Source organism: Klebsiella sp. RHBSTW-00215 (assembly GCF_014103785.1).
Taxonomy (GTDB): Bacteria; Pseudomonadota; Gammaproteobacteria; order Enterobacterales; family Enterobacteriaceae; genus Klebsiella.
The window spans coordinates 1,218,033-1,241,042 of record NZ_JABXQS010000001.1; the positions used below are offsets into that span (position 1 = coordinate 1,218,033).

Annotated in this window: 20 protein-coding genes; 12 read left to right on the top strand and 8 right to left on the bottom strand. The window is 56.2% G+C overall.

The features are described from left to right. Positions 1-144 precede the first annotated feature (144 nt). Together envZ and ompR are read right to left on the bottom strand one after the other, a co-directional pair. Positions 145-1,506 carry a two-component system sensor histidine kinase EnvZ gene (envZ, locus tag HV127_RS05875; protein WP_182235285.1) on the bottom strand — a complete coding sequence of 454 codons (1,362 nt, stop codon included), beginning with the start codon at positions 1,504-1,506 and terminating at the stop codon, positions 145-147. Continuing rightward, positions 1,503-2,222: a two-component system response regulator OmpR gene (gene ompR / locus HV127_RS05880; RefSeq protein ID WP_006177890.1), complete on the bottom strand. Its 720-nt coding sequence runs from the start codon at positions 2,220-2,222 to the stop codon at positions 1,503-1,505. The genes envZ and ompR overlap by 4 nt, the downstream gene beginning before the upstream one ends. A 236-nt stretch (positions 2,223-2,458) precedes the next feature. Here ompR and greB point away from each other — a divergent pair, with 236 nt between their 5' ends. The 5 genes from greB (at position 2,459) to feoC (ending at position 8,600) form a co-directional block, all read left to right on the top strand. Further along, the gene (gene greB, locus HV127_RS05885) at positions 2,459-2,932 is read left to right on the top strand and encodes a transcription elongation factor GreB (protein ID WP_110276279.1); all 474 of its coding nucleotides are present in this window, start codon (positions 2,459-2,461) and stop codon (positions 2,930-2,932) included. A 101-nt stretch (positions 2,933-3,033) separates the two neighbouring features. Then, positions 3,034-5,370, top strand: coding sequence for a Tex family protein (locus HV127_RS05890; RefSeq protein WP_182235286.1), 2,337 nt, complete (start codon positions 3,034-3,036; stop codon positions 5,368-5,370). Between the two features lie 410 nt (positions 5,371-5,780). Further along, positions 5,781-6,008, top strand: a complete 228-nt coding sequence (gene feoA, locus HV127_RS05895) for a ferrous iron transporter A (protein ID WP_004126281.1) — start codon at positions 5,781-5,783, stop codon at positions 6,006-6,008. A 27-nt stretch (positions 6,009-6,035) separates the two neighbouring features. Further along, positions 6,036-8,354 (top strand): Fe(2+) transporter permease subunit FeoB, encoded by a 2,319-nt coding sequence (gene feoB / locus HV127_RS05900; protein WP_182235287.1) that lies wholly within the window; start codon positions 6,036-6,038, stop codon positions 8,352-8,354. Between the two features lie 9 nt (positions 8,355-8,363). After that, positions 8,364-8,600 carry a [Fe-S]-dependent transcriptional repressor FeoC gene (gene feoC, locus HV127_RS05905; RefSeq protein WP_110276282.1) on the top strand — a complete coding sequence of 79 codons (237 nt, stop codon included), beginning with the start codon at positions 8,364-8,366 and terminating at the stop codon, positions 8,598-8,600. A gap of 282 nt (positions 8,601-8,882) precedes the next feature. Here the strand turns inward: feoC and HV127_RS05910 are convergent, their stop codons facing one another. Then, positions 8,883-9,698, bottom strand: a complete 816-nt coding sequence (locus tag HV127_RS05910; RefSeq protein ID WP_182235288.1) for a helix-turn-helix domain-containing protein — start codon at positions 9,696-9,698, stop codon at positions 8,883-8,885. A gap of 253 nt (positions 9,699-9,951) precedes the next feature. On the opposite strand from HV127_RS05910, the gene HV127_RS05915 reads away from it, so the two are divergent. The 6 genes from HV127_RS05915 to trmL all read left to right on the top strand — a co-directional run bounded on the left by HV127_RS05915 (position 9,952) and on the right by trmL (position 17,891). Continuing rightward, a complete protein-coding gene (locus HV127_RS05915) occupies positions 9,952-11,352 on the top strand; it encodes an MFS transporter (RefSeq protein WP_182235289.1) in 1,401 nt (466 codons plus the stop codon). Positions 11,353-11,362: 10 nt separating this feature from the next. Then, the gene (locus tag HV127_RS05920) at positions 11,363-13,324 is read left to right on the top strand and encodes a glycoside hydrolase family 127 protein (protein ID WP_182235290.1); all 1,962 of its coding nucleotides are present in this window, start codon (positions 11,363-11,365) and stop codon (positions 13,322-13,324) included. 320 nt (positions 13,325-13,644) lie between these two features. Continuing rightward, positions 13,645-15,300: an L-lactate permease gene (lldP, locus tag HV127_RS05925; protein ID WP_110276991.1), complete on the top strand. Its 1,656-nt coding sequence runs from the start codon at positions 13,645-13,647 to the stop codon at positions 15,298-15,300. Further along, positions 15,297-16,070, top strand: coding sequence for a transcriptional regulator LldR (gene lldR, locus HV127_RS05930; protein ID WP_110276990.1), 774 nt, complete (start codon positions 15,297-15,299; stop codon positions 16,068-16,070). The genes lldP and lldR overlap by 4 nt, the downstream gene beginning before the upstream one ends. Then, positions 16,070-17,254 (top strand): FMN-dependent L-lactate dehydrogenase LldD, encoded by a 1,185-nt coding sequence (gene lldD / locus HV127_RS05935; protein WP_112215940.1) that lies wholly within the window; start codon positions 16,070-16,072, stop codon positions 17,252-17,254. Before lldR ends, lldD begins: the two co-directional genes overlap by 1 nt. Before the next feature lie 163 nt (positions 17,255-17,417). After that, positions 17,418-17,891, top strand: a complete 474-nt coding sequence (gene trmL, locus HV127_RS05940; RefSeq protein WP_182235291.1) for a tRNA (uridine(34)/cytosine(34)/5-carboxymethylaminomethyluridine(34)-2'-O)-methyltransferase TrmL — start codon at positions 17,418-17,420, stop codon at positions 17,889-17,891. Between the two features lie 104 nt (positions 17,892-17,995). On the opposite strand, the gene cysE is transcribed toward trmL, so the two are convergent. From cysE to HV127_RS05965, 5 genes are all read right to left on the bottom strand, one after another. Next, positions 17,996-18,817 carry a serine O-acetyltransferase gene (gene cysE, locus HV127_RS05945; RefSeq protein ID WP_110276987.1) on the bottom strand — a complete coding sequence of 274 codons (822 nt, stop codon included), beginning with the start codon at positions 18,815-18,817 and terminating at the stop codon, positions 17,996-17,998. Between the two features lie 80 nt (positions 18,818-18,897). Continuing rightward, positions 18,898-19,914 carry an NAD(P)H-dependent glycerol-3-phosphate dehydrogenase gene (gene gpsA / locus HV127_RS05950; protein WP_181484459.1) on the bottom strand — a complete coding sequence of 339 codons (1,017 nt, stop codon included), beginning with the start codon at positions 19,912-19,914 and terminating at the stop codon, positions 18,898-18,900. Then, positions 19,914-20,381 (bottom strand): protein-export chaperone SecB, encoded by a 468-nt coding sequence (secB, locus tag HV127_RS05955; RefSeq protein WP_110276985.1) that lies wholly within the window; start codon positions 20,379-20,381, stop codon positions 19,914-19,916. The genes gpsA and secB overlap by 1 nt, the downstream gene beginning before the upstream one ends. 59 nt (positions 20,382-20,440) lie before the next feature. Continuing rightward, positions 20,441-20,692: a glutaredoxin 3 gene (grxC, locus tag HV127_RS05960; RefSeq protein ID WP_110276984.1), complete on the bottom strand. Its 252-nt coding sequence runs from the start codon at positions 20,690-20,692 to the stop codon at positions 20,441-20,443. A 94-nt stretch (positions 20,693-20,786) separates the two neighbouring features. Beyond that, the gene (locus tag HV127_RS05965) at positions 20,787-21,218 is read right to left on the bottom strand and encodes a rhodanese-like domain-containing protein (protein WP_110276983.1); all 432 of its coding nucleotides are present in this window, start codon (positions 21,216-21,218) and stop codon (positions 20,787-20,789) included. A 246-nt stretch (positions 21,219-21,464) separates the two neighbouring features. On the opposite strand from HV127_RS05965, the gene gpmM reads away from it, so the two are divergent. Then, positions 21,465-23,009 (top strand): 2,3-bisphosphoglycerate-independent phosphoglycerate mutase, encoded by a 1,545-nt coding sequence (gene gpmM / locus HV127_RS05970; RefSeq protein ID WP_182235292.1) that lies wholly within the window; start codon positions 21,465-21,467, stop codon positions 23,007-23,009. Position 23,010: the final 1 nt, after the last annotated feature.

Consider the following 23,010-nt stretch of genomic DNA (forward strand, 5'->3'; position numbering starts at 1 on the left):
GCAGCACCGCCTCCGGGAAACCACAAGCCTCCGCGATCTGGTAGCCCGGATAAGGCGTCAGCCGCAATCCGGGGATGTCTATGACTGAAATATCGCCCGGACTTGCCCGGGCGACAAAACCGGGCGCGCCGGGTTGTTGCAGACTTAACTCTCTTTAGTCGGTTTTATTGGCGGCAGGGCGCGATTCACCGGAACCGGAAGCCAGGCACGAATCAATAACCCACCGCGCTCGCTGGAGCCCAGCTCCAGCTTGCCGTTATGGTTATCGACAATACGCTGGACGATAGCTAACCCCAGGCCCGTTCCGCTGATGGTGCGGGCGCTGTCACCACGAACGAACGGCTGGAACAGATGCTCACGTTGCTCTGGTTTAATGCCCGGACCGTCATCCTCAACCTGAAACCATGCCCGACCACCTTCGCTCCCGCTGCTGACTTTAATCCAGCCGTTACCATAGCGGGCGGCGTTCACGACCATATTGGCCAGCGCGCGCTTGATAGACAGCGGATGTATCCGCAGCGGAATTTCACCAGCCTGCAGGTTGGTGTCGATTTCACGCTCGTAGCCGCTTTCGGCCGCAATCACTTCACCCAACACCGAGTTTAGGTCCGCCAGCTCCATCGGCATCTCCTGGCCAGTGCGCAGGTAGTCGATAAACTGCTCGATGATGGCGTTGCACTCTTCAATATCTTTATTAATCGACTCGGCGAGGTAACCGTCCTCTTCGCCCATCATCTCCGTCGCCAGACGGATGCGCGTCAGCGGCGTACGCAGATCGTGACTCACCCCGGCCATCAGCAGCGTACGGTCATCCGCTAGCTGTTTGACGCCCGCCGCCATATGGTTAAAGGCGCGGGTTACCGAACGCACTTCCGATGCGCCGTATTCGCGCAACGGTGGAGGAATAATGCCTCGCCCGACCTGAAGCGCAGCGTGCTCCAGGTCGACAAGAGGTCGGTTCTGAATTCGAATAAAGAGCCAGGCGCCGCCAATCGCCAACAGCATAATCGCCAGGGTATAGCGGAACAGCGGCGAGAAGTCGCCCTGATGGATTTCGGTCAGCGGGACGCGCACCCAGATATTGGGCGAGAGCCAGGTTTTCAGCCAGACCACAGGGGAGCTTTTATTCACCTCAACCCGCACTTCGGTCGGCCCGCCCAGCTGATGCGCCATCTGCTGACTTAAGAATTCGTAATGCTGCGCCCAGCGCAGGCCTGCGTCTTCCGCCGCTTCATTGGAATAAAGCGAAATGCCCAGCTCGCGGTAAATCTCGCGCCGAAACGCCGGCGGCACCACCAGTTGGGTGCCATCTTCCAGTTGTAGCTTATCGGTCATCAGCATACGGACTTCGTAGGCCAGAACCTTATTAAACTGTTGAAGACTCGGCAGGATCGCGAAATTCAGCACCACTAAATAGGTCGTCACCAGGCTGACGAACAGCAAGGTGACAATCAGTAGCAGAGTGCGGGCAAATGAGCTTCGCGGCGAAAAGCGCACGCGTTTCATGCCTTAGCGCCGTCCGGTACGAAGACGTAGCCCAGGCCCCAAACGGTCTGGATATAGCGTGGATGTGCTGGATCTTCTTCCACCATGCGGCGCAGGCGGGAGATTTGTACGTCGATGGAACGCTCCATTGCTGAGTACTCACGACCACGGGCGAGGTTCATCAGCTTATCGCGGGACAGCGGCTCGCGCGGGTGGCTAACCAGCGCTTTCAGCACCGCGAATTCACCGCTGGTCAGCGGCATTGGCTCATCTTCACGGAACATCTCGCGAGTGCCGAGGTTCAGTTTGAACTTACCGAAGGCGATAACCGCTTCTTCTTGTGACGGCGCACCCGGCAATTCGTTGGCCTGGCGGCGCAGCACGGCGCGGATACGGGCCAGCAGTTCACGTGGGTTAAACGGTTTTGGAATGTAGTCGTCAGCGCCGATTTCCAGGCCAACGATACGATCAACTTCTTCCCCTTTTGCCGTCACCATAATGATCGGCATCGGGTTGCTTTGGCTACGCAGGCGACGGCAAATGGACAGGCCATCTTCGCCAGGCAGCATGAGATCCAGCACCATCAGGTGGAAGGATTCACGGGTCAGCAGGCGATCCATCTGTTCAGCGTTCGCCACGCTACGAACCTGGAAGCCCTGCTCGGTCAGATAACGTTCGAGTAGCGCACGCAGGCGCATGTCGTCATCGACAACCAGAATCTTATAATTCTCTTGCATTGTTTATACTCCCAAAGGTTCACTGCATTTGTCAGTGCGTATTCTCAAAAAAGCCCGGGTCGCTCACCAGCAAAATCTGGTATATATTCCAGGCTAAATTGTTACAAAGCATATTTAACAGCAGCTTAAGTATACATTTAAGCATAAGACACATTATTTATCCTGTCGGTATTATTACGTGCGACGAATTGTGCGCACCATCGCACAAAGATGTGTAACAGGAACCAGGACTCTCGATGAAAACGCCGCTGATCACCCGTGAAGGGTATGAAAAACTTAAAAAAGAGATGGATTATCTGTGGCGCGAAGAGCGCCCGGAAGTCACAAAAAAAGTGACCTGGGCGGCTAGCCTCGGCGACCGCAGCGAGAACGCCGACTACCAGTACAACAAAAAACGCCTGCGCGAAATCGACCGCCGGGTGCGCTACCTGACCAAATGCCTTGAGCATCTGAAAATCGTTGATTACTCCCCGCAGCAGGAAGGCAAGGTGTTCTTCGGCGCGTGGGTGGAGATTGAAAACGATGATGGCGATACCAAGCGCTTTCGCATCGTCGGCTACGATGAAATCTTCGGGCGCAACGACTACATCTCAATTGATTCGCCAATGGCGCGCGCGCTGCTGAAAAAAGAGGTCGGCGACCTGGCTATCGTTAACACACCTGCGGGAGAAGCCGCCTGGTATGTGAATGAGATTGAATACGTGAAATAAGCCTGGAACATTCCGAGAGGCTTTGGTCGTGGCTGGCATTTTGCCGTGTCAGTCCGTATAACTATCCCCCTGATTTTTGATCCTAAAGATGAATTAAACCCATGATGAATGATTCGCTCTGCCGCATTATTGCGGGTGAACTTCAGGCCAGGGCTGAACAGGTAGAAGCTGCCGTTCGCCTGCTTGATGAAGGGAACACCGTGCCGTTTATCGCACGCTATCGTAAAGAAGTCACCGGCGGTCTGGATGACACGCAGCTGCGTAATCTGGAAACCCGCCTGGGTTATCTGCGTGAACTCGAAGACCGCCGCCAGACGATCCTCAAGTCCATCGGCGAACAAGGCAAACTGACCGAGGCGCTGGAAAAAGCCATCAACGGTACATTGAGTAAAACTGAGCTTGAAGACCTCTATCTGCCGTACAAACAAAAACGTCGCACGCGTGGACAAATCGCCATTGAAGCCGGGCTGGAGCCGCTGGCTGAACTGCTGTGGAACGAACCGTCCCACGACCCGGAAACCGAAGCCGCCAAATATATCGACGCCGATAAAGGCGTAGCGGATAGCAAAGCCGCCCTCGACGGCGCGCGCTATATCCTGATGGAACGTTTCGCTGAAGACGCCGGACTGCTGGCTAAAGTGCGTGATTATCTGTGGAAGAACGCCCACCTGGTGGCGAGCGTCGTCAGCGGCAAAGAAGAGGAAGGGGCGAAATTCCGCGACTACTTCGATCACCACGAACCGATTTCTACCGTGCCGTCGCACCGTGCTCTGGCCATGTTCCGCGGTCGCAACGAAGGTGTGCTGCAACTCTCTCTGAATGCCGATCCGCAGTTTGACGAACCACCGAAAGAGAGCCATGGCGAGCAAATTATTATCGACCATCTCGGCCTGCGCTTGAATAACGCTCCAGCGGATAGCTGGCGTAAAGGCGTGGTGAGCTGGACGTGGCGTATCAAGGTGCTGATGCACCTCGAAACCGAGCTGATGGGCACCGTGCGCGAACGTGCGGAAGACGAAGCGATCAACGTTTTCGCCCGCAACCTGCATGACCTGCTGATGGCGGCCCCGGCCGGGCTACGCGCTACTATGGGTCTCGATCCGGGCCTGCGTACCGGCGTGAAGGTGGCGGTTGTCGACGGCACCGGCAAAGTGGTGGCGACCGACACGATCTATCCGCATACCGGGCAGGCCGCCAAAGCGGCGGTGGCGGTAGCTGCGTTGTGTGAAAAACACAACGTTGAGCTGGTGGCGATCGGTAACGGTACCGCCTCGCGTGAAACCGAACGCTTCTTCCTCGACGTGCAGCAACAGTTCCCGAAAGTGACCGCTCAGAAGGTGATCGTCAGCGAAGCGGGCGCTTCCGTCTATTCCGCTTCAGAACTGGCGGCGCTGGAGTTCCCGGACCTCGACGTTTCCCTGCGCGGCGCGGTTTCTATCGCCCGCCGTCTTCAGGATCCGCTGGCCGAACTGGTGAAAATCGACCCGAAATCCATCGGGGTTGGCCAGTATCAGCATGATGTCAGCCAGTCGCAACTGGCGCGTAAGCTGGACGCGGTGGTTGAAGACTGCGTGAACGCCGTTGGCGTGGACCTCAACACGGCATCGGTACCTCTACTCACCCGCGTTGCCGGTCTGACCCGCATGATGGCGCAAAATGTTGTCGCCTGGCGTGATGAAAACGGTCAGTTCCAGAACCGCCAGCAACTGCTTAAAGTCAGCCGTCTGGGGCCAAAAGCGTTTGAACAGTGCGCGGGTTTCCTGCGTATCAACCACGGCGACAACCCGCTGGACGCCTCAACCGTGCACCCGGAAGCTTATCCGGTGGTTGAGCGAATTCTGGCGGCGACGCAGCAGGCGCTGCAAGATCTGATGGGTAACAGCAGCGAATTACGCAACCTGCGAGCCGTTGATTTCACCGATGACAAATTCGGCGTGCCGACGGTTTCCGACATCATCAAAGAGCTGGAAAAACCGGGCCGCGACCCGCGTCCTGAGTTTAAAACCGCCCAGTTCGCCGATGGCGTCGAAACGATGAACGACCTGCTGCCGGGGATGATCCTCGAAGGCGCGGTCACCAACGTCACCAACTTCGGTGCGTTTGTTGATATTGGCGTCCATCAGGACGGTCTGGTGCACATCTCTTCGCTGTCGAATAAGTTCGTTGAAGACCCGCACACCGTGGTCAAAGCGGGCGATATCGTGAAGGTCAAAGTGATGGAAGTTGACCTGCAGCGTAAACGTATCGCCCTGACGATGCGCCTGGACGAACAGCCTGGCGAAACCAATGCCCGCCGCGGCGGCGGGAATAACGATCGCCCTCAGGGCAATCGCCCGGCGGCAAAAGCAGCTAAGCCACCACGCGGTCGTGACGCGCAGCCTGCGGGCAACAGCGCGATGATGGACGCGCTGGCCGCAGCAATGGGTAAAAAACGCTAACCCCCTTTTCGGCCCCTCTTGCTGAGGGGCCGCTTCTCCTCCGCCATTCGCCATATTGCGCAAACAAGCATTAGTATTTTCTTATAACTTCTTAATAAGCGCGAATTGAACTTCTGAGATTAATATTTTCATTTTGTTAACTAACGAAACCTTAATTAAACATTAAGTAATAAGAATAATTATTATCTCAGTGGCGATTACAAAATCGACTTTGCTCAATATCAACAAAAGCTCAATTTTCCGGCTAAACATAGAATCTATCGCATTATATGTATTGATGATAAAAACTATTCTCATTATCATTATTCTCAGTGAGTATTTATTATTCTTCGTTGGCTACGGTCCCAGGCGCTGCACCTCCGGCGCATACGGAAAACTCTCTTTCAGTTAGCGATATACAAGTAGGTCCTATGCAATTCACACCTGATAGTGCGTGGAAAATCACTGGTTTCTCCCGCGATATTAGCCCGGCTTATCGGCAGAAACTTCTGTCCCTCGGAATGCTGCCCGGCTCCTCTTTTAATGTGGTTCGCGTGGCGCCGCTTGGCGATCCTATTCACATTGAAACCCGACGCGTGAGCCTGGTATTACGCAAAAAGGATTTAGCGTTAATTGAACTGGAAGCGGTTGCACAATAAAGCCTGACCGGCACTAAGAGTCTGAATATGAAAAAATTAACCATTGGTTTAATTGGTAACCCTAACTCCGGTAAGACGACGCTATTCAACCAGCTCACCGGCGCGCGTCAGCGTGTGGGCAACTGGGCCGGAGTCACCGTTGAGCGTAAAGAAGGCGGTTTCAATACCACCGACCATCAGGTCACGCTGGTCGACCTTCCTGGCACCTATTCTCTGACCACCATCTCTTCGCAAACCTCGCTGGATGAGCAGATTGCCTGCCACTACATCCTCAGCGGTGATGCCGACATGCTGATTAACGTGGTTGATGCATCCAATCTGGAACGTAACCTCTACCTGACCCTGCAACTGCTGGAACTAGGGATTCCCTGCGTAGTCGCGTTGAACATGCTTGATATCGCGGAAAAACAAAAAATCCGTATTGATGTCGATGCGCTGGCAGCGCGCCTCGGTTGCCCGGTTATTCCGCTGGTTTCCACCCGTGGACGCGGTATCGAAGCCTTAAAAATGGCTATCGACCGTCATCAGGAAAACCAATCCATTGAGCTGGTGCACTACCCGCAGCCGCTGCTGCGCGAAGCGGACAAGCTGGCGCAAGCGATGGCGCAGAACATCCCGCCACGTCAGCGTAGCTGGCTGGGTTTGCAGATGCTGGAAGGCGATATTTACAGCCGCGCTTATGCTGGTGACGCCGCCCACAAGCTGGACAGTGCGCTGGCGCATCTGAGCGAAGAGCTGGACGACCCGGCGCTGCATATCGCCGATGCGCGTTACCAAAGCATTGCCGCCATTTGTGATGCGGTCAGCAACACATTGACCGCCGAGCCAAGTCGTTTCACTGCGGCGATGGATAAAATTATCCTCAACCGTTTCCTTGGGCTGCCGGTCTTTCTGTTCGTCATGTACCTGATGTTCTTACTGGCGATCAACATCGGCGGTGCGCTGCAGCCAATCTTTGATGGCGGTTCTGTGGCTCTCTTTATCCACGGCATTCAGTGGATCGGCTATACCCTGCATTTCCCGGACTGGCTGACCATTTTCCTCGCCCAGGGGATTGGCGGCGGTATTAATACCGTGCTGCCGCTGGTGCCGCAAATCGGCATGATGTACCTGTTCCTCTCCTTCCTTGAAGACTCCGGCTACATGGCGCGAGCAGCGTTTGTGATGGACCGCCTGATGCAGGCGCTGGGGCTGCCAGGAAAATCCTTCGTGCCGCTGATTGTTGGTTTTGGCTGTAACGTGCCGTCGGTGATGGGCGCGCGTACCCTTGATGCGCCGCGCGAGCGCCTGATGACCATCATGATGGCGCCGTTTATGTCCTGCGGCGCGCGGCTGGCAATCTTTGCTGTTTTTGCCGCCGCCTTTTTCGGCCAGAACGGCGCGCTGGCGGTCTTCTCGCTATACCTGTTAGGTATCGTCATGGCGATCCTCACCGGCCTGATGCTCAAGCACACAATTATGCGCGGCGAAGCTTCGCCGTTCGTGATGGAGCTGCCGGTGTACCACGTCCCGCATATTAAGAGTCTGATTATCCAGACCTGGCAGCGCCTGAAAGGCTTCGTGCTGCGTGCCGGTAAAGTGATCGTCATCGTCAGTATTTTCCTCAGCGCGCTGAACAGCTTCTCGCTGAGCGGAAAGATCGTCGATAACATCAATGATTCGGCGCTGGCATCGGTCAGTCGCGTAATTACCCCAGTGTTTAAGCCGATTGGCGTGCATGAGGATAACTGGCAGGCGACCGTCGGCCTGTTTACCGGCGCGATGGCGAAAGAGGTGGTGGTTGGTACGTTGAACACGCTCTACACCGCTGAAGATATCCAGAATGAAGCATTTAATCCGCAGGAGTTCCACCTTGGCGACGAACTGCTGGCCGCAGTGGATGAGACCTGGCAAAGCCTGAAAGACACCTTCAGCCTGAGCGTACTGGCGAACCCCATTGAAGCCAGCAAAGGCGATGGCGAAATGGAAACCGGCGCGATGGGCGTAATGGGCAGCAAATTCGGCAGCGCCGCAGCGGCGTACAGCTACCTGATTTTCGTTCTGCTCTATATTCCCTGCATTTCGGTCATGGGGGCGATTGCCCGCGAGTCGAGCCGCGGTTGGATGTCCTTCTCTATCCTGTGGGGCCTGAATATCGCCTATTCACTCTCTACGCTGTATTACCAGACCGTCAGCTTCAGCCAGCATCCTCGCTATAGCCTGGTGTGCATTCTGGCGGTGGTGTTGTTCAATATTCTGGTCTTTGGTCTGCTGCGCAGAGCGCGTAGCCGGGTGGATGTCTCGCTGTTGGCGACGCGCAAAACGCCGTCGTCCTGCTGCCAGAGTCCGGCTGGCGATTGCCACTAAGGAGCGATGATGGCGTCGTTAATTGAGGTTCGCGATATGCTGGCCCTGCAAGGGCGGATGGAGGCAGCGCAGTTGAGCGCCCGCCTACGTACGCCGCAGCCGATGATCGACGCCATGCTGGGCCGCCTGGAGGCGATGGGTAAAGCAGTAAAAGTGACCGAAGATGCTGATGGCTGTCTTTCCGGAAGCTGCAAAAGCTGCCCGGAAGGTAAGGCCTGCCTGCGGGAGTGGTGGTCGCTGCGCTGAAGGGGGTCTGTTTATACAGATACTTTCCCCGGAGGCGATGCTGCGCATCTGTCCGGGCTACCAAACCCGCAGAACGCTCGAACCTGTAGCCCGGGCAACCAAACTCGCAAAACTCACGAACCTGTAGCCCGGGCAACCAAACTCGCAAAACTCACGAACCTGTAGCCCGGGCAACCAAACTCGCAAAACTCACGAACCTGTAGCCCGGGCAAGGCGCGTCAAGCGCCGCCCCCGGGATGAAGCCACGCCGATACATCAGGTCCGGCACACACTAGCTAAACCCTACGCCGAATTAATATGCTCTTTGCAGTAACGACGCTTCCACGCCGCCGGGGTCAGGCTGGTGTGCTTGCGGAATATCTTGCGAAAGTAGCCCACGTCGTTAAATCCACATTTCATCGCCACTTCAGTCAGCGATAGCGAATCGCTAATGAGCAGCTTTTCCGCCGCCCTTACCCGCTGGCGATGCAGCGCTTCGGTTAACGTCAGTCGGAAAGCATGGCGATAAACACGCCCCAGATAATCAGCGTTGCAGTGCAGTTCATGCGCCAGCGTTGAAGCGGAAATGGGCAGATGAAACTGAGTATGAATAATTTGCTGCGCTCTCCACGCCAGCGCATTGCCGGGGCTATCGGCGGGCTGCTCGCTGGCCGCCGCCGAAATTTGCTGCAAAATCAACAACAGGATCAATTCCAGCGCCACGCTGCGATGAATATTTTCCTGTTCGCGTAAGAATTGCCGGAACAGCGAAATAATATACTGCGGTTCGCTGACTCGCGTGTGCTGCGGGATAGAAAGAAACGGTTCAGGTAGAGAATCGCTTTCACCAGAGTTCACTTCAAAATGCAGCCAATAAAACTTTAGGTCCGCCGGAAATTGCCCCACGCCAACATGTAAACGCTGCGGCCAGAGCAGTAAACTTTCCCCAGCATTGACGCTAAAAACTTCGCTCCCTTCGCGAATCGCTAATGTCCCTTTTTCAACAAATATTATTTCCCAGGAGTGAAGTTGGCGTGCCGGATGACTACCAATGCCGCGGGAAATAAACAGCCCGCCGTTCTGCACCTTAATCGGAAGAGACATGGATAATTCAAGCATAGATATTCAATTTTCCGCTTTTAGCATCATAAACAACCGCTCATTGTTATTGATTATTCACGATAAAATAGCATTCTGCCGGATCGAAATCACACTTTTACCATCAAGTCGGAATCGTCACCTTTTTATACTTTTCCCTTCCCTTGTTGCTCTTAATATTTAGTGCAGAATAAATAACGTACTTTGCAAATTACACAATAAAAACCCGCAACCAGGCGGGATATTCTCCGAACATCATCTCCGGGAGTTATTTATGACTTCGGCTCCGATTACGACAAGTGATTTGGCACAGCGTGCCCAGGACGACAAATTATCCCTCCGTGAAAAAATAGGTTACGGGTTGGGCGATGCGGGCGGAACGGTCATTACCTGCCTGATCATGAACTTTTTAACTTTTTTCTATACCGATGTCTTCGGCCTGACGCCCGCGCTGGTCGGAACCATGTTCCTCGCCCTGCGCGTTTTTGACGCTATTTCCGACCCGATCATGGGGGTGCTGGCCGACCGAACCCAAAGCCGCTGGGGACGCTTTCGCCCCTGGCAGCTGTGGATCGCCGTACCTATCGGCGTGATTGGCGTCCTGACCTTCACCGTCCCTGACGCCAGCATGGGAGTAAAAATCGCCTGGGCATTTGGTACCTATCTGCTGCTGTCGGTGAGCTACACCGCGATTAACGTACCGTACTGCGCGCTGATCAACACCATGACCACGCGCCACAGCGAGGTGATCTCGTGCCAGGCCTGGCGCTTCGTTCTATGCGGCGTGGCGGGTTTTTTGGTCTCCGTTGGGCTACCGTGGCTGGTTACCGCGCTCGGCCAGGGCAACACCGCTCAAGGCTATCAGTACGGCGTCGGCGTGCTGTGCGCTATTGCGGTGGTGATGTTCCTGTGCTGCTTCTTCTGGGTTCGCGAGCGCGTCTCGCTGGACATGATGGGTAAATTTACCCTGCGCGAGCATATCGCCGGGCTGCGTAAAAACGACCAGTTGCTGCTGATGCTGGTGATGTCATTCCTGCTGATCAACGTCTTTAATATCCGCGGCGGCGGCTACATGTACTTCATCACCTACGTCCTTGAGGGGTCCACCGGCTACACCTCACTATTTTTCACCATGGTGACCTTCGCGTCGATTGGCGGTTCCGTCATGATCAACCTGCTGTCGCGCCGCTTTGATACCCTCAAACTCTACTACTACACCAACCTGGTGCTGGCCGCGCTGGCCGTCGCAATGTGGTTTTTACCAACCGGCCCGGCATATCAGACCCTGTGGCTGATGGTGATCCTCGGCAACGGCATTATTCTTGGCTTCACCCTGCCGCTGCACTTCTCGCTGATGGCTTTCTCCGATGATTACGGCGAGTGGAAAACCGGCGTGCGCTCTTCCGGCATGAACTTCGCCTTTAACCTGTTCTTCATCAAGCTGGCATGGGCCTCCAGCGCCGGTATTATCAGCCTGATTTTTATCTACGTGGCCTATCAGCCGGGGGCTGGCAATCAGACCGCTCTGTCGCTGGCCGGGATCTCCTCAATGGAAACCCTGCTGCCCGCCCTGTTCCATCTGCTGCTGGCCTTCTCGATCCGCGCCTGCAAACTCAATAATCCGATGATGGCGCGCATTGCCACTGATCTGCGCACGCGTCACGTTCAGTCTTAAGGAGTCCGTCATGTCTGTTATGGAAGTCAATCTGCACAAACTGAAAATTAACGACCCGTTCCTCGGCCAGTACCAGCAACTAGTGCGCGATGTCGTCATCCCCTACCAGTGGGATGCGCTTAATGACCGCATCGAGGAGGCGGATCCAAGCCATGCAATAGAAAACTTCCGCATCGCCGCCGGACAACAGGCGGGCGAATTCTACGGCATGGTCTTTCAGGATAGCGACGTGGCGAAATGGCTGGAAGCCGTGGCCTGGTCGCTGTGCCAGAAACCGGACGCCGAGCTGGAAAAGACCGCAGATGAGGTCATTGAACTGGTGGCCGCCGCCCAGTGCGAAGACGGGTACCTGAATACCTACTTCACGGTTAAAGCACCAGAAGAACGCTGGACCAACCTCGCCGAATGCCACGAACTGTACTGCGCCGGGCATATGATTGAAGCGGGCGTCGCCTTCTTCCAGGCCACCGGCAAGCGCCGCCTGCTGGAGGTGGTGTGCCGCCTGGCTGACCATATCGATAGCGTATTTGGCCCCGGAGAGAAGCAGCTGCACGGCTACCCTGGCCACCCAGAAATCGAGCTGGCGTTAATGCGCCTGTACGACGTGACCCAGGAGCCGCGCTACATGTCGCTGGTGAACTACTTCGTTGAGGAGCGCGGAACCCAGCCGCATTTTTACGATATCGAATATGAAAAACGCGGCCAAACCTCCTACTGGAACACCTACGGCCCGGCGTGGATGGTTAAAGACAAACCCTACAGCCAGGCGCATCAGCCGATTTCCGAGCAGCCGGTCGCCATCGGCCACGCGGTGCGCTTTGTCTATCTGATGACCGGCGTCGCTCATCTCGCCCGCTTAAGCCAGGACGAAGGCAAGCGTCAGGACTGCCTGCGTTTGTGGAACAATATGGCTCAGCGCCAGCTGTATATTACCGGCGGCATCGGTTCGCAGAGCAGCGGGGAGGCCTTCAGCAGCGACTACGACCTGCCAAACGACACGGTATACGCCGAAAGCTGCGCCTCCATCGGCCTGATGATGTTTGCCCGCCGAATGCTGGAAATGGAAGCCGACAGCCAGTACGCCGACGTAATGGAGCGCGCGCTGTATAACACCGTGCTGGGCGGAATGGCGCTGGACGGCAAACACTTCTTCTACGTTAACCCGCTGGAAGTGCATCCAAAGTCATTAAAATTCAACCATATTTACGACCACGTGAAGCCCGTTCGCCAGCGCTGGTTCGGCTGTGCCTGCTGCCCGCCGAACATCGCCCGCGTGCTGACCTCGCTGGGCCACTACATCTACACGCCGCATGACGACGCGCTGTACATCAACCTGTATGTCGGCAACAGCGCCGAGATCCCGGTTGGCAATGAGACGCTGCGTCTGCGCATTAGTGGCAACTATCCGTGGCAGGAGCAGGTGAAAATTGCCATCGATTCATCCACCCCGATCAATCACACCCTGGCACTGCGTCTGCCGGACTGGTGCGATAAGCCGCAGGTGACGCTTAACGGCGTGGCGGTAGCGCAGGATGTACGTAAAGGCTATCTGCACATTAGCCATCGCTGGCAGGAAGGCGACACGCTGGTGTTAACGCTGCCGATGCCGGTAAGGCGTATTTACGGTAATCCGCTGGTGCGCCATCAGGCAGGCCAGGTCGCCGTCCAGCGCGGCCCGCTGGTTTATTGCCTGGAACAGGCAGATAACGGCGAGCAGTTGCATAACCTGCAACTGCCGCGCGATGCGCAGTTCAGCGCATTTGAAGGCAAAGGGATTTTTGCTCACAAGACGCTCCTCCAGGCTCCGGGGTATAAGCAAACGGCGGAAAATGCCGAAAACCAGGCGCTGTGGAATTACGACCGCGCCCCGTCCACCCGTCAGCAACAGACCCTGACCTTTATCCCGTGGTTTAGCTGGGCCAACCGTGGCGAAGGCGAAATGCGCATCTGGGTGAAAGAAGCGGACGAATAAGCGCTACGCTGACCGGGCTGCCGCCTGCAAGCGGGTAGTCCGGCCAATGCGCGCCAAGCACCGTCTCCGGGCCAGGCTATGTTTCAAATGCCCTCTCTCTCCAACAGATTGGTCCTACCAATTATTTGCTAAATCCCTCAGCGGTTCACATATCCATCATTTTTAGTCACATTAATATTGCTCACAAATAACATTTGATTAACCATTCGTTGTCGTTAATCCTACAATCGCAATTTGGCTGGGCCAATTTTACAAATGATGTGACCTTGCAAAGAGCATAAGACTCAGCATGACATCATGGCGGCCCGATGGAGACCTGCATGAACCTCTGGCAACAAAATTACGATCCGGCCGGTAACATCTGGCTATCGAGTCTTATCGCATCGCTACCAATTCTGTTTTTCTTTTTTGCCCTGATTAAGCTCAAGCTGAAGGGGTACGTCGCCGCCACCTGGACCGTGCTGATTGCGCTATCCGTCGCCCTGCTGTTCTACAAAATGCCGGTTGACCATGCGCTGGCTTCCGTCATTTACGGCTTCTTCTACGGCCTTTGGCCCATCGCGTGGATTATCATCGCCGCGGTGTTCGTCTATAAAATCTCGGTGAAAACCGGGCAGTTCGACATTATCCGTTCATCGATTTTGTCGATTACCCCGGACCAGCGCCTGCAAATGCTCATCGTCGGCTTCTCCTTCGGCGCGTTTCTTGAGGGAGCCGCTGGTTTTGGCGCACCGGTCGCCATTACCGCTGCATTGCTGGTAGGGCTTGGCTTTAACCCGCTGTATGCCGCTGGCCTGTGCCTGATCGTCAACACCGCGCCGGTGGCGTTTGGTGCGATGGGCATTCCGATTCTGGTCGCCGGGCAGGTTACGGGGCTGGACAGCTTTGAAATCGGCCAGATGGTTGGCCGCCAGCTGCCGTTCCTGACCATCATCGTGCTGTTCTGGATCATGGCGATTATGGACGGCTGGCGCGGGATTAAAGAGACCTGGCCTGCGGTTATGGTCGCCGGTGGCTCCTTTGCTATCGCTCAGTACCTCAGCTCTAACTTCCTCGGCCCGGAACTGCCGGATATCATCTCTTCTCTGGTATCACTGGTCTGCCTGACGTTGTTCCTCAAACGCTGGCAGCCGGTGCGCATCTTCCGCTTCGGCGATATGGGCGCGTCGCAGGTCGATATGACTCTGGCGCGCACTCGCTACACGCCGGGACAGGTTGTCCGCGCATGGTCACCGTTCCTGTTCCTGACCGCCACCGTGACCCTGTGGAGCGTGCCGCCGTTCAAAGCGCTGTTCGCTCCGGGTGGCGCAATGTACGACTTTGTCATTAATATTTCCGTGCCGTTCCTCGACAAGATGGTGGCCCGTATGCCGCCAGTGGTCAGCGAAGCCACGCCGTATGCCGCGGTCTATAAGTTCGACTGGCTCTCCGCCACGGGTACCGCCATTCTGTTCGCCGCGCTGCTTTCCATCGTCTGGCTGCGCATGAAGCCGAAAGACGCGATCTCGACCTTCGGCAGCACGCTGAAGGAACTGGCGCTGCCGATATACTCCATCGGCATGGTGCTGGCGTTCGCCTTTATTTCCAACTATTCCGGGCTATCCTCAACTCTGGCCCTCGCGCTGGCGCACACTGGCCACGCGTTTACTTTCTTCTCGCCGTTCCTCGGCTGGCTGGGGGTATTCCTGACCGGTTCGGATACATCGTCTAACGCGCTGTTTGCCGCGCTACAGGCCACCGCAGCTCAACAGATTGGCGTCTCCGATATCCTGCTGGTCGCCGCGAACACCACCGGCGGCGTGACCGGCAAAATGATTTCGCCACAATCCATCGCCATCGCCTGTGCGGCGGTCGGCCTGGTGGGTAAAGAGTCTGACCTGTTCCGCTTTACCGTGAAACATAGCCTGATTTTCACCTGTATGGTCGGCGTGATTACCACGCTGCAGGCGTATGTCTTAACCTGGATGATTCCGTGATAGTGATGCCAAAACGCCTTGCCGATGACGTCGTTCGTCGCGTGCGGGCGCTGATTGAAGAACAAAACCTGGAGGCGGGCATGCGATTGCCCGCCGAACGCCAGCTCGCCGCTCAGCTTGGCGTCTCGCGCAATTCACTGCGTGAAGCGCTGGCGATGCTGGTGAATGAAGGGGTGCTGCTCAGCCGTCGCGGCGGCGGCACTTTTGTCCGCTGGCAGCACGAACCATGGTCGGAGCAAAATATCGTTCAGCCGCTGAAAACGCTGCTCGCCGACGACCCCGATTACAGTTTCGATATCCTCGAAGCCCGCCACGCCATCGAGGCCAGCACTGCCTGGCATGCGGCGATGCGGGCGACTGAGGCCGAGAAAGAGAAAATCCGCCTCTGTTTTGAAGCGACCCAGAGTGAAGACCCGGATCTGGCCTCGCAGGCCGACGTGCGCTTCCATCTGGCGATTGCCGAAGCCTCGCACAACGTGGTGCTGCTGCAAACCATGCGCGGCTTTTTCGACCTCTTACAATCCTCGGTCAAGGAGAGCCGCCAACGGATGTACCTCGTCCCGCCGGTCTTCGCTCGCCTGACCGAACAGCACCAGGCGGTGATGGAGGCAATTATCGCCGGCGATCCTGAAGGTGCCAGACAGGCGATGATGGCCCATTTGGGCTTTGTCCACGCCACGATCAAACGTTTTGATGAAGACCAGGCCCGCCAGGCGCGAATTACCCGCCTGCCCGGTGACCATAACGACAATTCCAGGGAGAACTTGTGATGATTATTTCCGCCGCCAGCGACTATCGCGCCGCCGCACAGCGTATCCTGCCACCGTTTCTTTTCCACTACATCGACGGCGGCGCTTACGCCGAGCACACCCTGCGCCGCAACGTTGAAGACTTGTCCGATGTGGCCCTGCGCCAGCGGATACTGAAGAACATGTCGGATCTGAGTCTGGAAACCACGCTGTTTAACGAAAAGCTTTCAATGCCAACGGCGCTGGCCCCTGTCGGCCTGTGCGGAATGTACGCACGCCGCGGTGAAGTGCAGGCAGCGGGCGCGGCGGATGAGAAAGGTATTCCCTTTACGCTCTCCACCGTTTCCGTTTGCCCGATTGAGGAAGTCGCCCCGACCATCAAGCGCCCAATGTGGTTCCAGCTCTACGTCCTGCGCGATCGCGGTTTTATGCGCAACGCGCTGGAGCGCGCCAAAGCGGCGGGCTGTTCAACGCTGGTTTTTACCGTCGATATGCCGACACCCGGCGCGCGCTATCGCGATGCACACTCCGGAATGAGCGGCCCGAACGCGGCGATGCGTCGCTACTGGCAGGCGATGACCCATCCGCAGTGGGCGTGGGACGTTGGTTTAAACGGCCGCCCGCACGATTTAGGCAATATCTCCGCCTACCTCGGCAAACCAACTGGCCTTGAAGATTACATTGGCTGGCTGGCGAATAACTTCGATCCGTCGATTTCCTGGAAAGACCTCGAGTGGATCCGCGAATTCTGGGACGGCCCGATGGTGATCAAAGGGATCCTAGATCCAGAAGATGCGCGCGACGCAGTGCGCTTTGGCGCTGATGGGATTGTGGTCTCGAACCACGGTGGCCGCCAGCTTGATGGCGTGCTCTCCTCCGCCCGCGCCCTGCCCGCGATCGCTGACGCGGTGAAGGGCGATATCACCATTCTCGCCGACAGCGGTATTCGCAACGGCCTCGATGTCGTGCGCATGATTGCGCTAGGTGCGGATAGCGTGCTGCTGGGACGTGCCTATCTGTATGCGCTGGCGACCCACGGTAAGCAAGGGGTGGCAAATCTGCTGAACCTGATTGAGAAAGAGATGAAGGTGGCGATGACCCTGACCGGCGCGAAAACTATCGGTGAGATCAGCCGCGATTCTCTGGTGCAAAACGCCGATGCGCTGCGGACATTTGACGTTATCAAGGCGGGGAATGCGGCGTAATCTGCGGCTTTCTCCCCTCACCCTGGCCCTCTCCCCAAAGGGGCGAGGGAAGCAATCCTCTGCGCTGAGCAGGCAGGTTTTCTCCCTCTCCCATTCAGAAAGAGAGCGGAGTGAGGGTTCGCCAAATATCTGCTATTCTGCCCCCCGCAATTAAGGGGGCAGCATGCTTAACATCGTCTTATTCGAACCAGAAATCCCGCCGAACACCGGGAATATTATCCGCCTGTGCGCTAACACTGGCTTCAATCTACACATCATCGAACCGATGGGCTTTGCCTGGGACGATAAGCGCCTACGCCGCGCCGGGCTGGATTACCACGAGTTCGCCGCCGTTCAGCGTCATGCTAATTATGCGGCATTTGTGGAAAGCGCAAAGCCGCAGCGTCTGTTTGCCCTGACCACCAAAGGTACGCCAGCGCACAGCGCGGTGAGCTATCAGGACGGTGATTTTCTGATGTTTGGCCCGGAAACTCGCGGCCTGCCTGCCAGCATTCTTGACGCCCTGCCCGCAGCGCAAAAAATCCGTATTCCGATGATGCCGGACAGCCGCAGCATGAATCTGTCAAATGCGGTGTCGGTGGTGGTGTATGAAGCCTGGCGCCAGCTGGGGTATCCGGGCGCAGTATTACGCAGCTGAGCTAGCTTTCTCCCGGGGGCGGCGCGTAGCGCCTGTCCGGGCGACCAGACAGCGCTCAGTGTTGTAGCCCGGACAGATGCGCAGCATCGCCTCCGGGTAATCAATCAAATCCCGTCGCCATACTCAAAAGTATGATGTATCCCATTAAAGTGCTGATCCATATCCATCGCGGGCTTATCGCTCTCCGGCTTGCCCACAATGCGGGCAGGAACGCCTGCGGCGGTGGTATGCGGCGGTACCGGCTGTAGCACTACCGAACCAGCGCCTATTTTTGCCCCGCGCCCGACTTCAATATTGCCAAGGATCTTCGCCCCGGCGCCAATCATCACGCCCTCGCGAATTTTCGGGTGACGATCGCCGCTGGTTTTACCGGTACCGCCAAGGGTCACCGATTGCAGAATCGACACATCATCTTCAATGATCGCCGTTTCACCGACGACAATGCCGGTGGCGTGGTCAAGCATGATCCCGCGGCCAATTTTCGCTGCCGGGTGGATATCCACCTGGAACGAGACGGAAACTTGATTTTGCAGGAAAATCGCCAGCGCCCGACGCCCCTGGTTCCACAGCCAGTGGCCGATACGATAAGCCTGTAGCGCGTGGAATCCTTTGAGGTATAGCAGCGGCGTCGAGTATTTATCCACCGCCGGGTCGCGGGTGCGCACGGCCTGAATATCGCAGGCAGCGGAGGCAATCATTTCCGGGTCGGCGGCGTACGCCTCTTCCACCACTTCACGAATCGCGATGGCGGGCATAATCGGGGAAGCCAGTTTGTTCGCCAGCATATAGCTCAGGGCGCTGCCGAGGTTTTCGTGCTTGAGCAGCGTAGCGTGGTAGAAACTGGCGAGCATCGGCTCACAGTCAGCTAAAGCCCGGGCTTCGGCTTTAATATTATTCCAGACGATATCCAGTTCTTCACACGGCATTGCTGACTCCAGGCGATATAATAATGACCGGCCAGTTCTTTGCTGGCCGGGTCATTCAGGTGATCCAGGTTCCATCGCAGTTAGTTGCTACGCTCGTCCTTGCGTGCACGACCTAATAAGGTCAATGCTGCCTCGCGCGCAATTTTTCCGCAATACAATACCTGATAAATTTCCTCGGTTATTGGCATTTCAACGCCTAAACGCTGTGCCAGAACGCGAACTTCTTTGGTATTGCGGTAGCCTTCAACCACCTGACCAATCTTATCCTGCGCGCCTTGCACATCCATGCCCTGACCGAGCATCATGCCGAAGCGGCGGTTACGTGATTGGTTATCGGTACAGGTCAGCACCAGATCGCCAAGGCCCGCCATTCCCATAAAGGTTTCCGGATCGGCGCCAAGCGCTTCTCCGAGGCGAGACATCTCAACTAATCCGCGCGTAATAAGCGCGGTACGGGCATTGGCGCCAAAGCCTATGCCGTCAGACATCCCGGCGCCGATGGCGATAACGTTTTTCACCGCGCCGCCAAGCTGAACGCCGATGAAATCCGGGTTGATGTAGACGCGGAAGCTCTTGCCGCAGTGCAACAGACTCTGCAGATCGTCAGCAAACTGCGGGTCCGTAGACGCCAGCGAGATAGCTGTCGGAAGGCCTGCGGCCAGCTCTTTGGCAAAAGTCGGGCCGGAAATCACCGCCAACGGGATATCATCGCCCAGCGCTTCACGCGCTACGTCCTGCAACAGGCGTCCGGTTTCTGCTTCGAGGCCTTTTGTCGCCCAAACCAGGCGTGCATCAGCGCGCATCAGCGGTTTAATCTGCCGCAGCACTTCGCCAAAAACATGGCTCGGCACAACGACCAGGATATCGCGGCTGGCAGCCAGCGCGATCGCCAGATCGCTTTCCAGATGCAGCGTATCAGGGAAAGGGACGTCAGGGAGGAATGCAGCGTTGCAGCGATCGTGCTGCAGCGTCGCAATATGTTTCGGGTCATGGCCCCACAGGACAACATGGTGACCATTTCTTGCCAGGGTGATGGCAAGAGCGGTGCCGTAAGAGCCGGCACCGATCACAGTCATTGCAGCGTTAAGCGCGTTCATCAGGCATCCTGATGTTGTTCAGCACCTTCGCCAGACTGCTGCTGCAGATAGTTCATAAACAGCGCATCGAAGTTCACTGGCGCAAGGTTCAGTTGCGGGAAGGTACCGCGAGAAACCAGGCTGGTGATGCATTCGCGAGCATACGGGAACAGAATGTTCGGGCAGTATGCACCGAGGCAATGCGCCATCTGGGTACCGTCGATGCCTTCGATGGAGAAAATACCGCCCTGTTGTACTTCACACAGGAATGCAGTTTCTTCGCCAAGGGAAGCAGTTACGGTGACACGCAGCACCACTTCATACACGCCTTCAGCCAGCTGGCTGGAAGCCGTATCCAGATCAAGTTTAACTTCCGGCTGCCAATCTTTCTGGAAAACTTGCGGAGCGTTTGGCGCTTCGAAAGAAATATCTTTGGTGTAAATACGCTGGATCTGGAAAGTCATTTCGGTGCTGTTTTGTTCTGACATAGTAAAACCCTTTCGTGTTGTCCTTAAGTACGCCTGTCCAATGGGGATGGGCGCAAAAATTAGCGCAAGAGGGGATCGAGTCCACCACGTGAATCAAGCGCGTACAAGTCGTCACAGCCGCCAATGTGCTGCGCATCAATAAAAATCTGCGGAACCGTCGTCCGACCGCTGCGCTGAATCATCTCTTCACGCTTCGCAGCATTGCCATCGATTGGCAACTCGTTGAACGTCACGCCCTTGCTCTTCAGCAGCGCTTTCGCACGCACGCAGAACGGGCAGGTCGCTTTGGTATAGATATCAATATTGGCCATGACTTCACTCCTGTTTTTACCCCCGAGGGTTTTACGCCGCAGCATCATTCTTCCCTTGGGGGGAAACGCGCTGCGTCATAAAGACGCGGGTAAATTATTTACCGCGTACCAGCGGAAGGTTCTCGCCGCTCCAGCCTGCGATGCCTTCTTTCAGTACGAAGACCTTTTCAAAACCGGCTTTGTTCAGCGCGCTGGCGGGTTCTTGTGCCTGCATACCGGAACCGTCTACCACTATAATGGGTTGCGATTTGTGCTTTTCCAACTCACCGACGTTATTTGCTTTGATATCGCTCGTCAGCAGGTTGATGGAGCCAGCAATATGGCCTTTACGGAAATCGTCACGCTGACGCAGGTCGACAACCACGGCGTCTTCTTTGTTGATCAGACGCGTCGCTTCACCACGGGTAATGACTTTAACTTTCGACATCAGCCCTTTAAAAGTGGTGAACAGCACCGCCACCAGCAGCGCGACCCACGCGATGCTCAGGACGGGGTGACGGCCGATGAATTGCATAATTTCTTGCATGGGGGGTTACAACTCCCGACTAAGTGATAAAAAAAACCAGGGAAGGAGTATACCTGTGCATTGCAGCAAATACAGCCAGTGAGCGCGATGTAATGTATTTTCTGCGGTCCGTCACGAAAAAAAACTGCTCCCTGTGGAGCAATGCGGCCTGACCGATCCCTTTCTTTGATCTTTTACGGTGATTTGATCGATTCAGCTGTAGTAAAATTACGCAAATTTTCTGTCTTTGAGCATGAGGTTGTCGCAATGTCGGTTTCTAAAAAACCTATGGTACTGGTGATTCTGGATGGCTACGGCTACCGCGAAGACCAGCAGGATAACGCTATTTACAGCGCTAAAACCCCCGTTATGGATGCATTGTGGGCGAAACGTCCGCATACCCTGATTGATGCTTCCGGCCTGGAAGTGGGTCTGCCGGATCGTCAAATGGGCAACTCCGAAGTGGGCCACGTCAACCTTGGCGCAGGCCGTATCGTGTACCAGGACCTGACCCGTCTGGACGTTGAAATTAAAGAACGCACCTTCTTCGCCAACCCGGTGCTGACCGCAGCGGTTGATAAAGCCGTTGCCGCAGGCAAAGCTGTGCATATCATGGGCCTGATGTCTCCGGGCGGCGTTCACAGCCACGAAGATCACATCCTGGCGATGGTTGAACTGGCCGCTGAGCGCGGTGCAGAAAAAATCTACCTGCACGCTTTCCTCGACGGTCGTGATACCCCGCCGCGCAGTGCTGAAAAGACGCTGGCTCGTTTCGAAGACAAATTTGCCGCTCTGGGCAAAGGCCGCATCGCCTCAATCATTGGCCGCTACTACGCCATGGACCGCGACAACCGCTGGGATCGCGTTGAACACGCTTACGATCTGATGACTCTGGCGAAGGGCGAGTTCAAGGCTGATACCGCCGTTGCAGGCCTGCAGGCTGCTTACGCGCGTGATGAAAATGACGAATTCGTTAAAGCGACCGTTATCCGCGCTGAAGGCCAGGCCGATGCGGCAATGGAAGACGGCGATGCGATGATTTTCATGAACTTCCGCGCCGACCGCGCCCGTGAAATCACCCGCGCCTTCGTCAACGCCGATTTCGACGGCTTTGCGCGTAAGAAAGTCGTTAACCTCGATTTCGTGATGCTGACCGAATACGCCGCCGATATCAAAGTTGCCTGTGCTTACCCACCGGCCTCGCTGGCGAACACCTTCGGCGAGTGGATGGCGAAAAACGACAAAACCCAGCTGCGTATCTCCGAAACAGAGAAATATGCGCACGTGACCTTCTTCTTTAACGGCGGCGTTGAAGAGCCGTTCAAAGGCGAAGAGCGCATTCTGATCAACTCGCCGAAAGTCGCGACCTACGATCTACAGCCGGAAATGAGCTCCGCTGAGCTGACCGAAAAACTGGTTGCTGCTATCACTGGCGGTCAGTACGACACCATCATCTGTAACTACCCGAATGGCGATATGGTTGGCCACACCGGCGTGATGGAAGCGGCAGTCAAAGCGGTTGAAACTCTGGATCACTGCATCGATCAGGTGACCAAAGCCGTTGAATCCGTCGGCGGTCAGTTGCTGATCACCGCAGACCACGGCAACGCCGAGCAGATGCGTGACCCGGCCACTGGCCAGGCGCACACCGCTCACACCAACCTGCCTGTTCCGCTGATTTACGTTGGCGATAAAAACGTGAAAGTCGCTAACGGCGGTAAACTTTCCGACATCGCGCCAACCATGCTGACGCTGATGGGAATGGAAATCCCGCAAGAGATGACTGGCAAGCCGCTGTTCATCGTGGAATAAT

Coding starts and splice junctions, on each gene's coding strand:
- secB (WP_110276985.1), bottom strand. CDS start 20,381: ATGTCAGAACAAAACAGCACCGAAATGACTTTCCAGATCCAGCGTATT.
- feoC (WP_110276282.1), top strand. CDS start 8,364: ATGGCGTCGTTAATTGAGGTTCGCGATATGCTGGCCCTGCAAGGGCGG.
- HV127_RS05890 (WP_182235286.1), top strand. CDS start 3,034: ATGATGAATGATTCGCTCTGCCGCATTATTGCGGGTGAACTTCAGGCC.
- trmL (WP_182235291.1), top strand. CDS start 17,418: ATGCTTAACATCGTCTTATTCGAACCAGAAATCCCGCCGAACACCGGG.
- gpmM (WP_182235292.1), top strand. CDS start 21,465: ATGTCGGTTTCTAAAAAACCTATGGTACTGGTGATTCTGGATGGCTAC.
- HV127_RS05965 (WP_110276983.1), bottom strand. CDS start 21,218: ATGCAAGAAATTATGCAATTCATCGGCCGTCACCCCGTCCTGAGCATC.
- grxC (WP_110276984.1), bottom strand. CDS start 20,692: ATGGCCAATATTGATATCTATACCAAAGCGACCTGCCCGTTCTGCGTG.
- lldP (WP_110276991.1), top strand. CDS start 13,645: ATGAACCTCTGGCAACAAAATTACGATCCGGCCGGTAACATCTGGCTA.
- HV127_RS05910 (WP_182235288.1), bottom strand. CDS start 9,698: ATGCTTGAATTATCCATGTCTCTTCCGATTAAGGTGCAGAACGGCGGG.
- cysE (WP_110276987.1), bottom strand. CDS start 18,817: ATGCCGTGTGAAGAACTGGATATCGTCTGGAATAATATTAAAGCCGAA.
- gpsA (WP_181484459.1), bottom strand. CDS start 19,914: ATGAACGCGCTTAACGCTGCAATGACTGTGATCGGTGCCGGCTCTTAC.
- ompR (WP_006177890.1), bottom strand. CDS start 2,222: ATGCAAGAGAATTATAAGATTCTGGTTGTCGATGACGACATGCGCCTG.
- envZ (WP_182235285.1), bottom strand. CDS start 1,506: ATGAAACGCGTGCGCTTTTCGCCGCGAAGCTCATTTGCCCGCACTCTG.
- feoB (WP_182235287.1), top strand. CDS start 6,036: ATGAAAAAATTAACCATTGGTTTAATTGGTAACCCTAACTCCGGTAAG.
- greB (WP_110276279.1), top strand. CDS start 2,459: ATGAAAACGCCGCTGATCACCCGTGAAGGGTATGAAAAACTTAAAAAA.
- HV127_RS05915 (WP_182235289.1), top strand. CDS start 9,952: ATGACTTCGGCTCCGATTACGACAAGTGATTTGGCACAGCGTGCCCAG.
- feoA (WP_004126281.1), top strand. CDS start 5,781: ATGCAATTCACACCTGATAGTGCGTGGAAAATCACTGGTTTCTCCCGC.
- HV127_RS05920 (WP_182235290.1), top strand. CDS start 11,363: ATGTCTGTTATGGAAGTCAATCTGCACAAACTGAAAATTAACGACCCG.
- lldD (WP_112215940.1), top strand. CDS start 16,070: ATGATTATTTCCGCCGCCAGCGACTATCGCGCCGCCGCACAGCGTATC.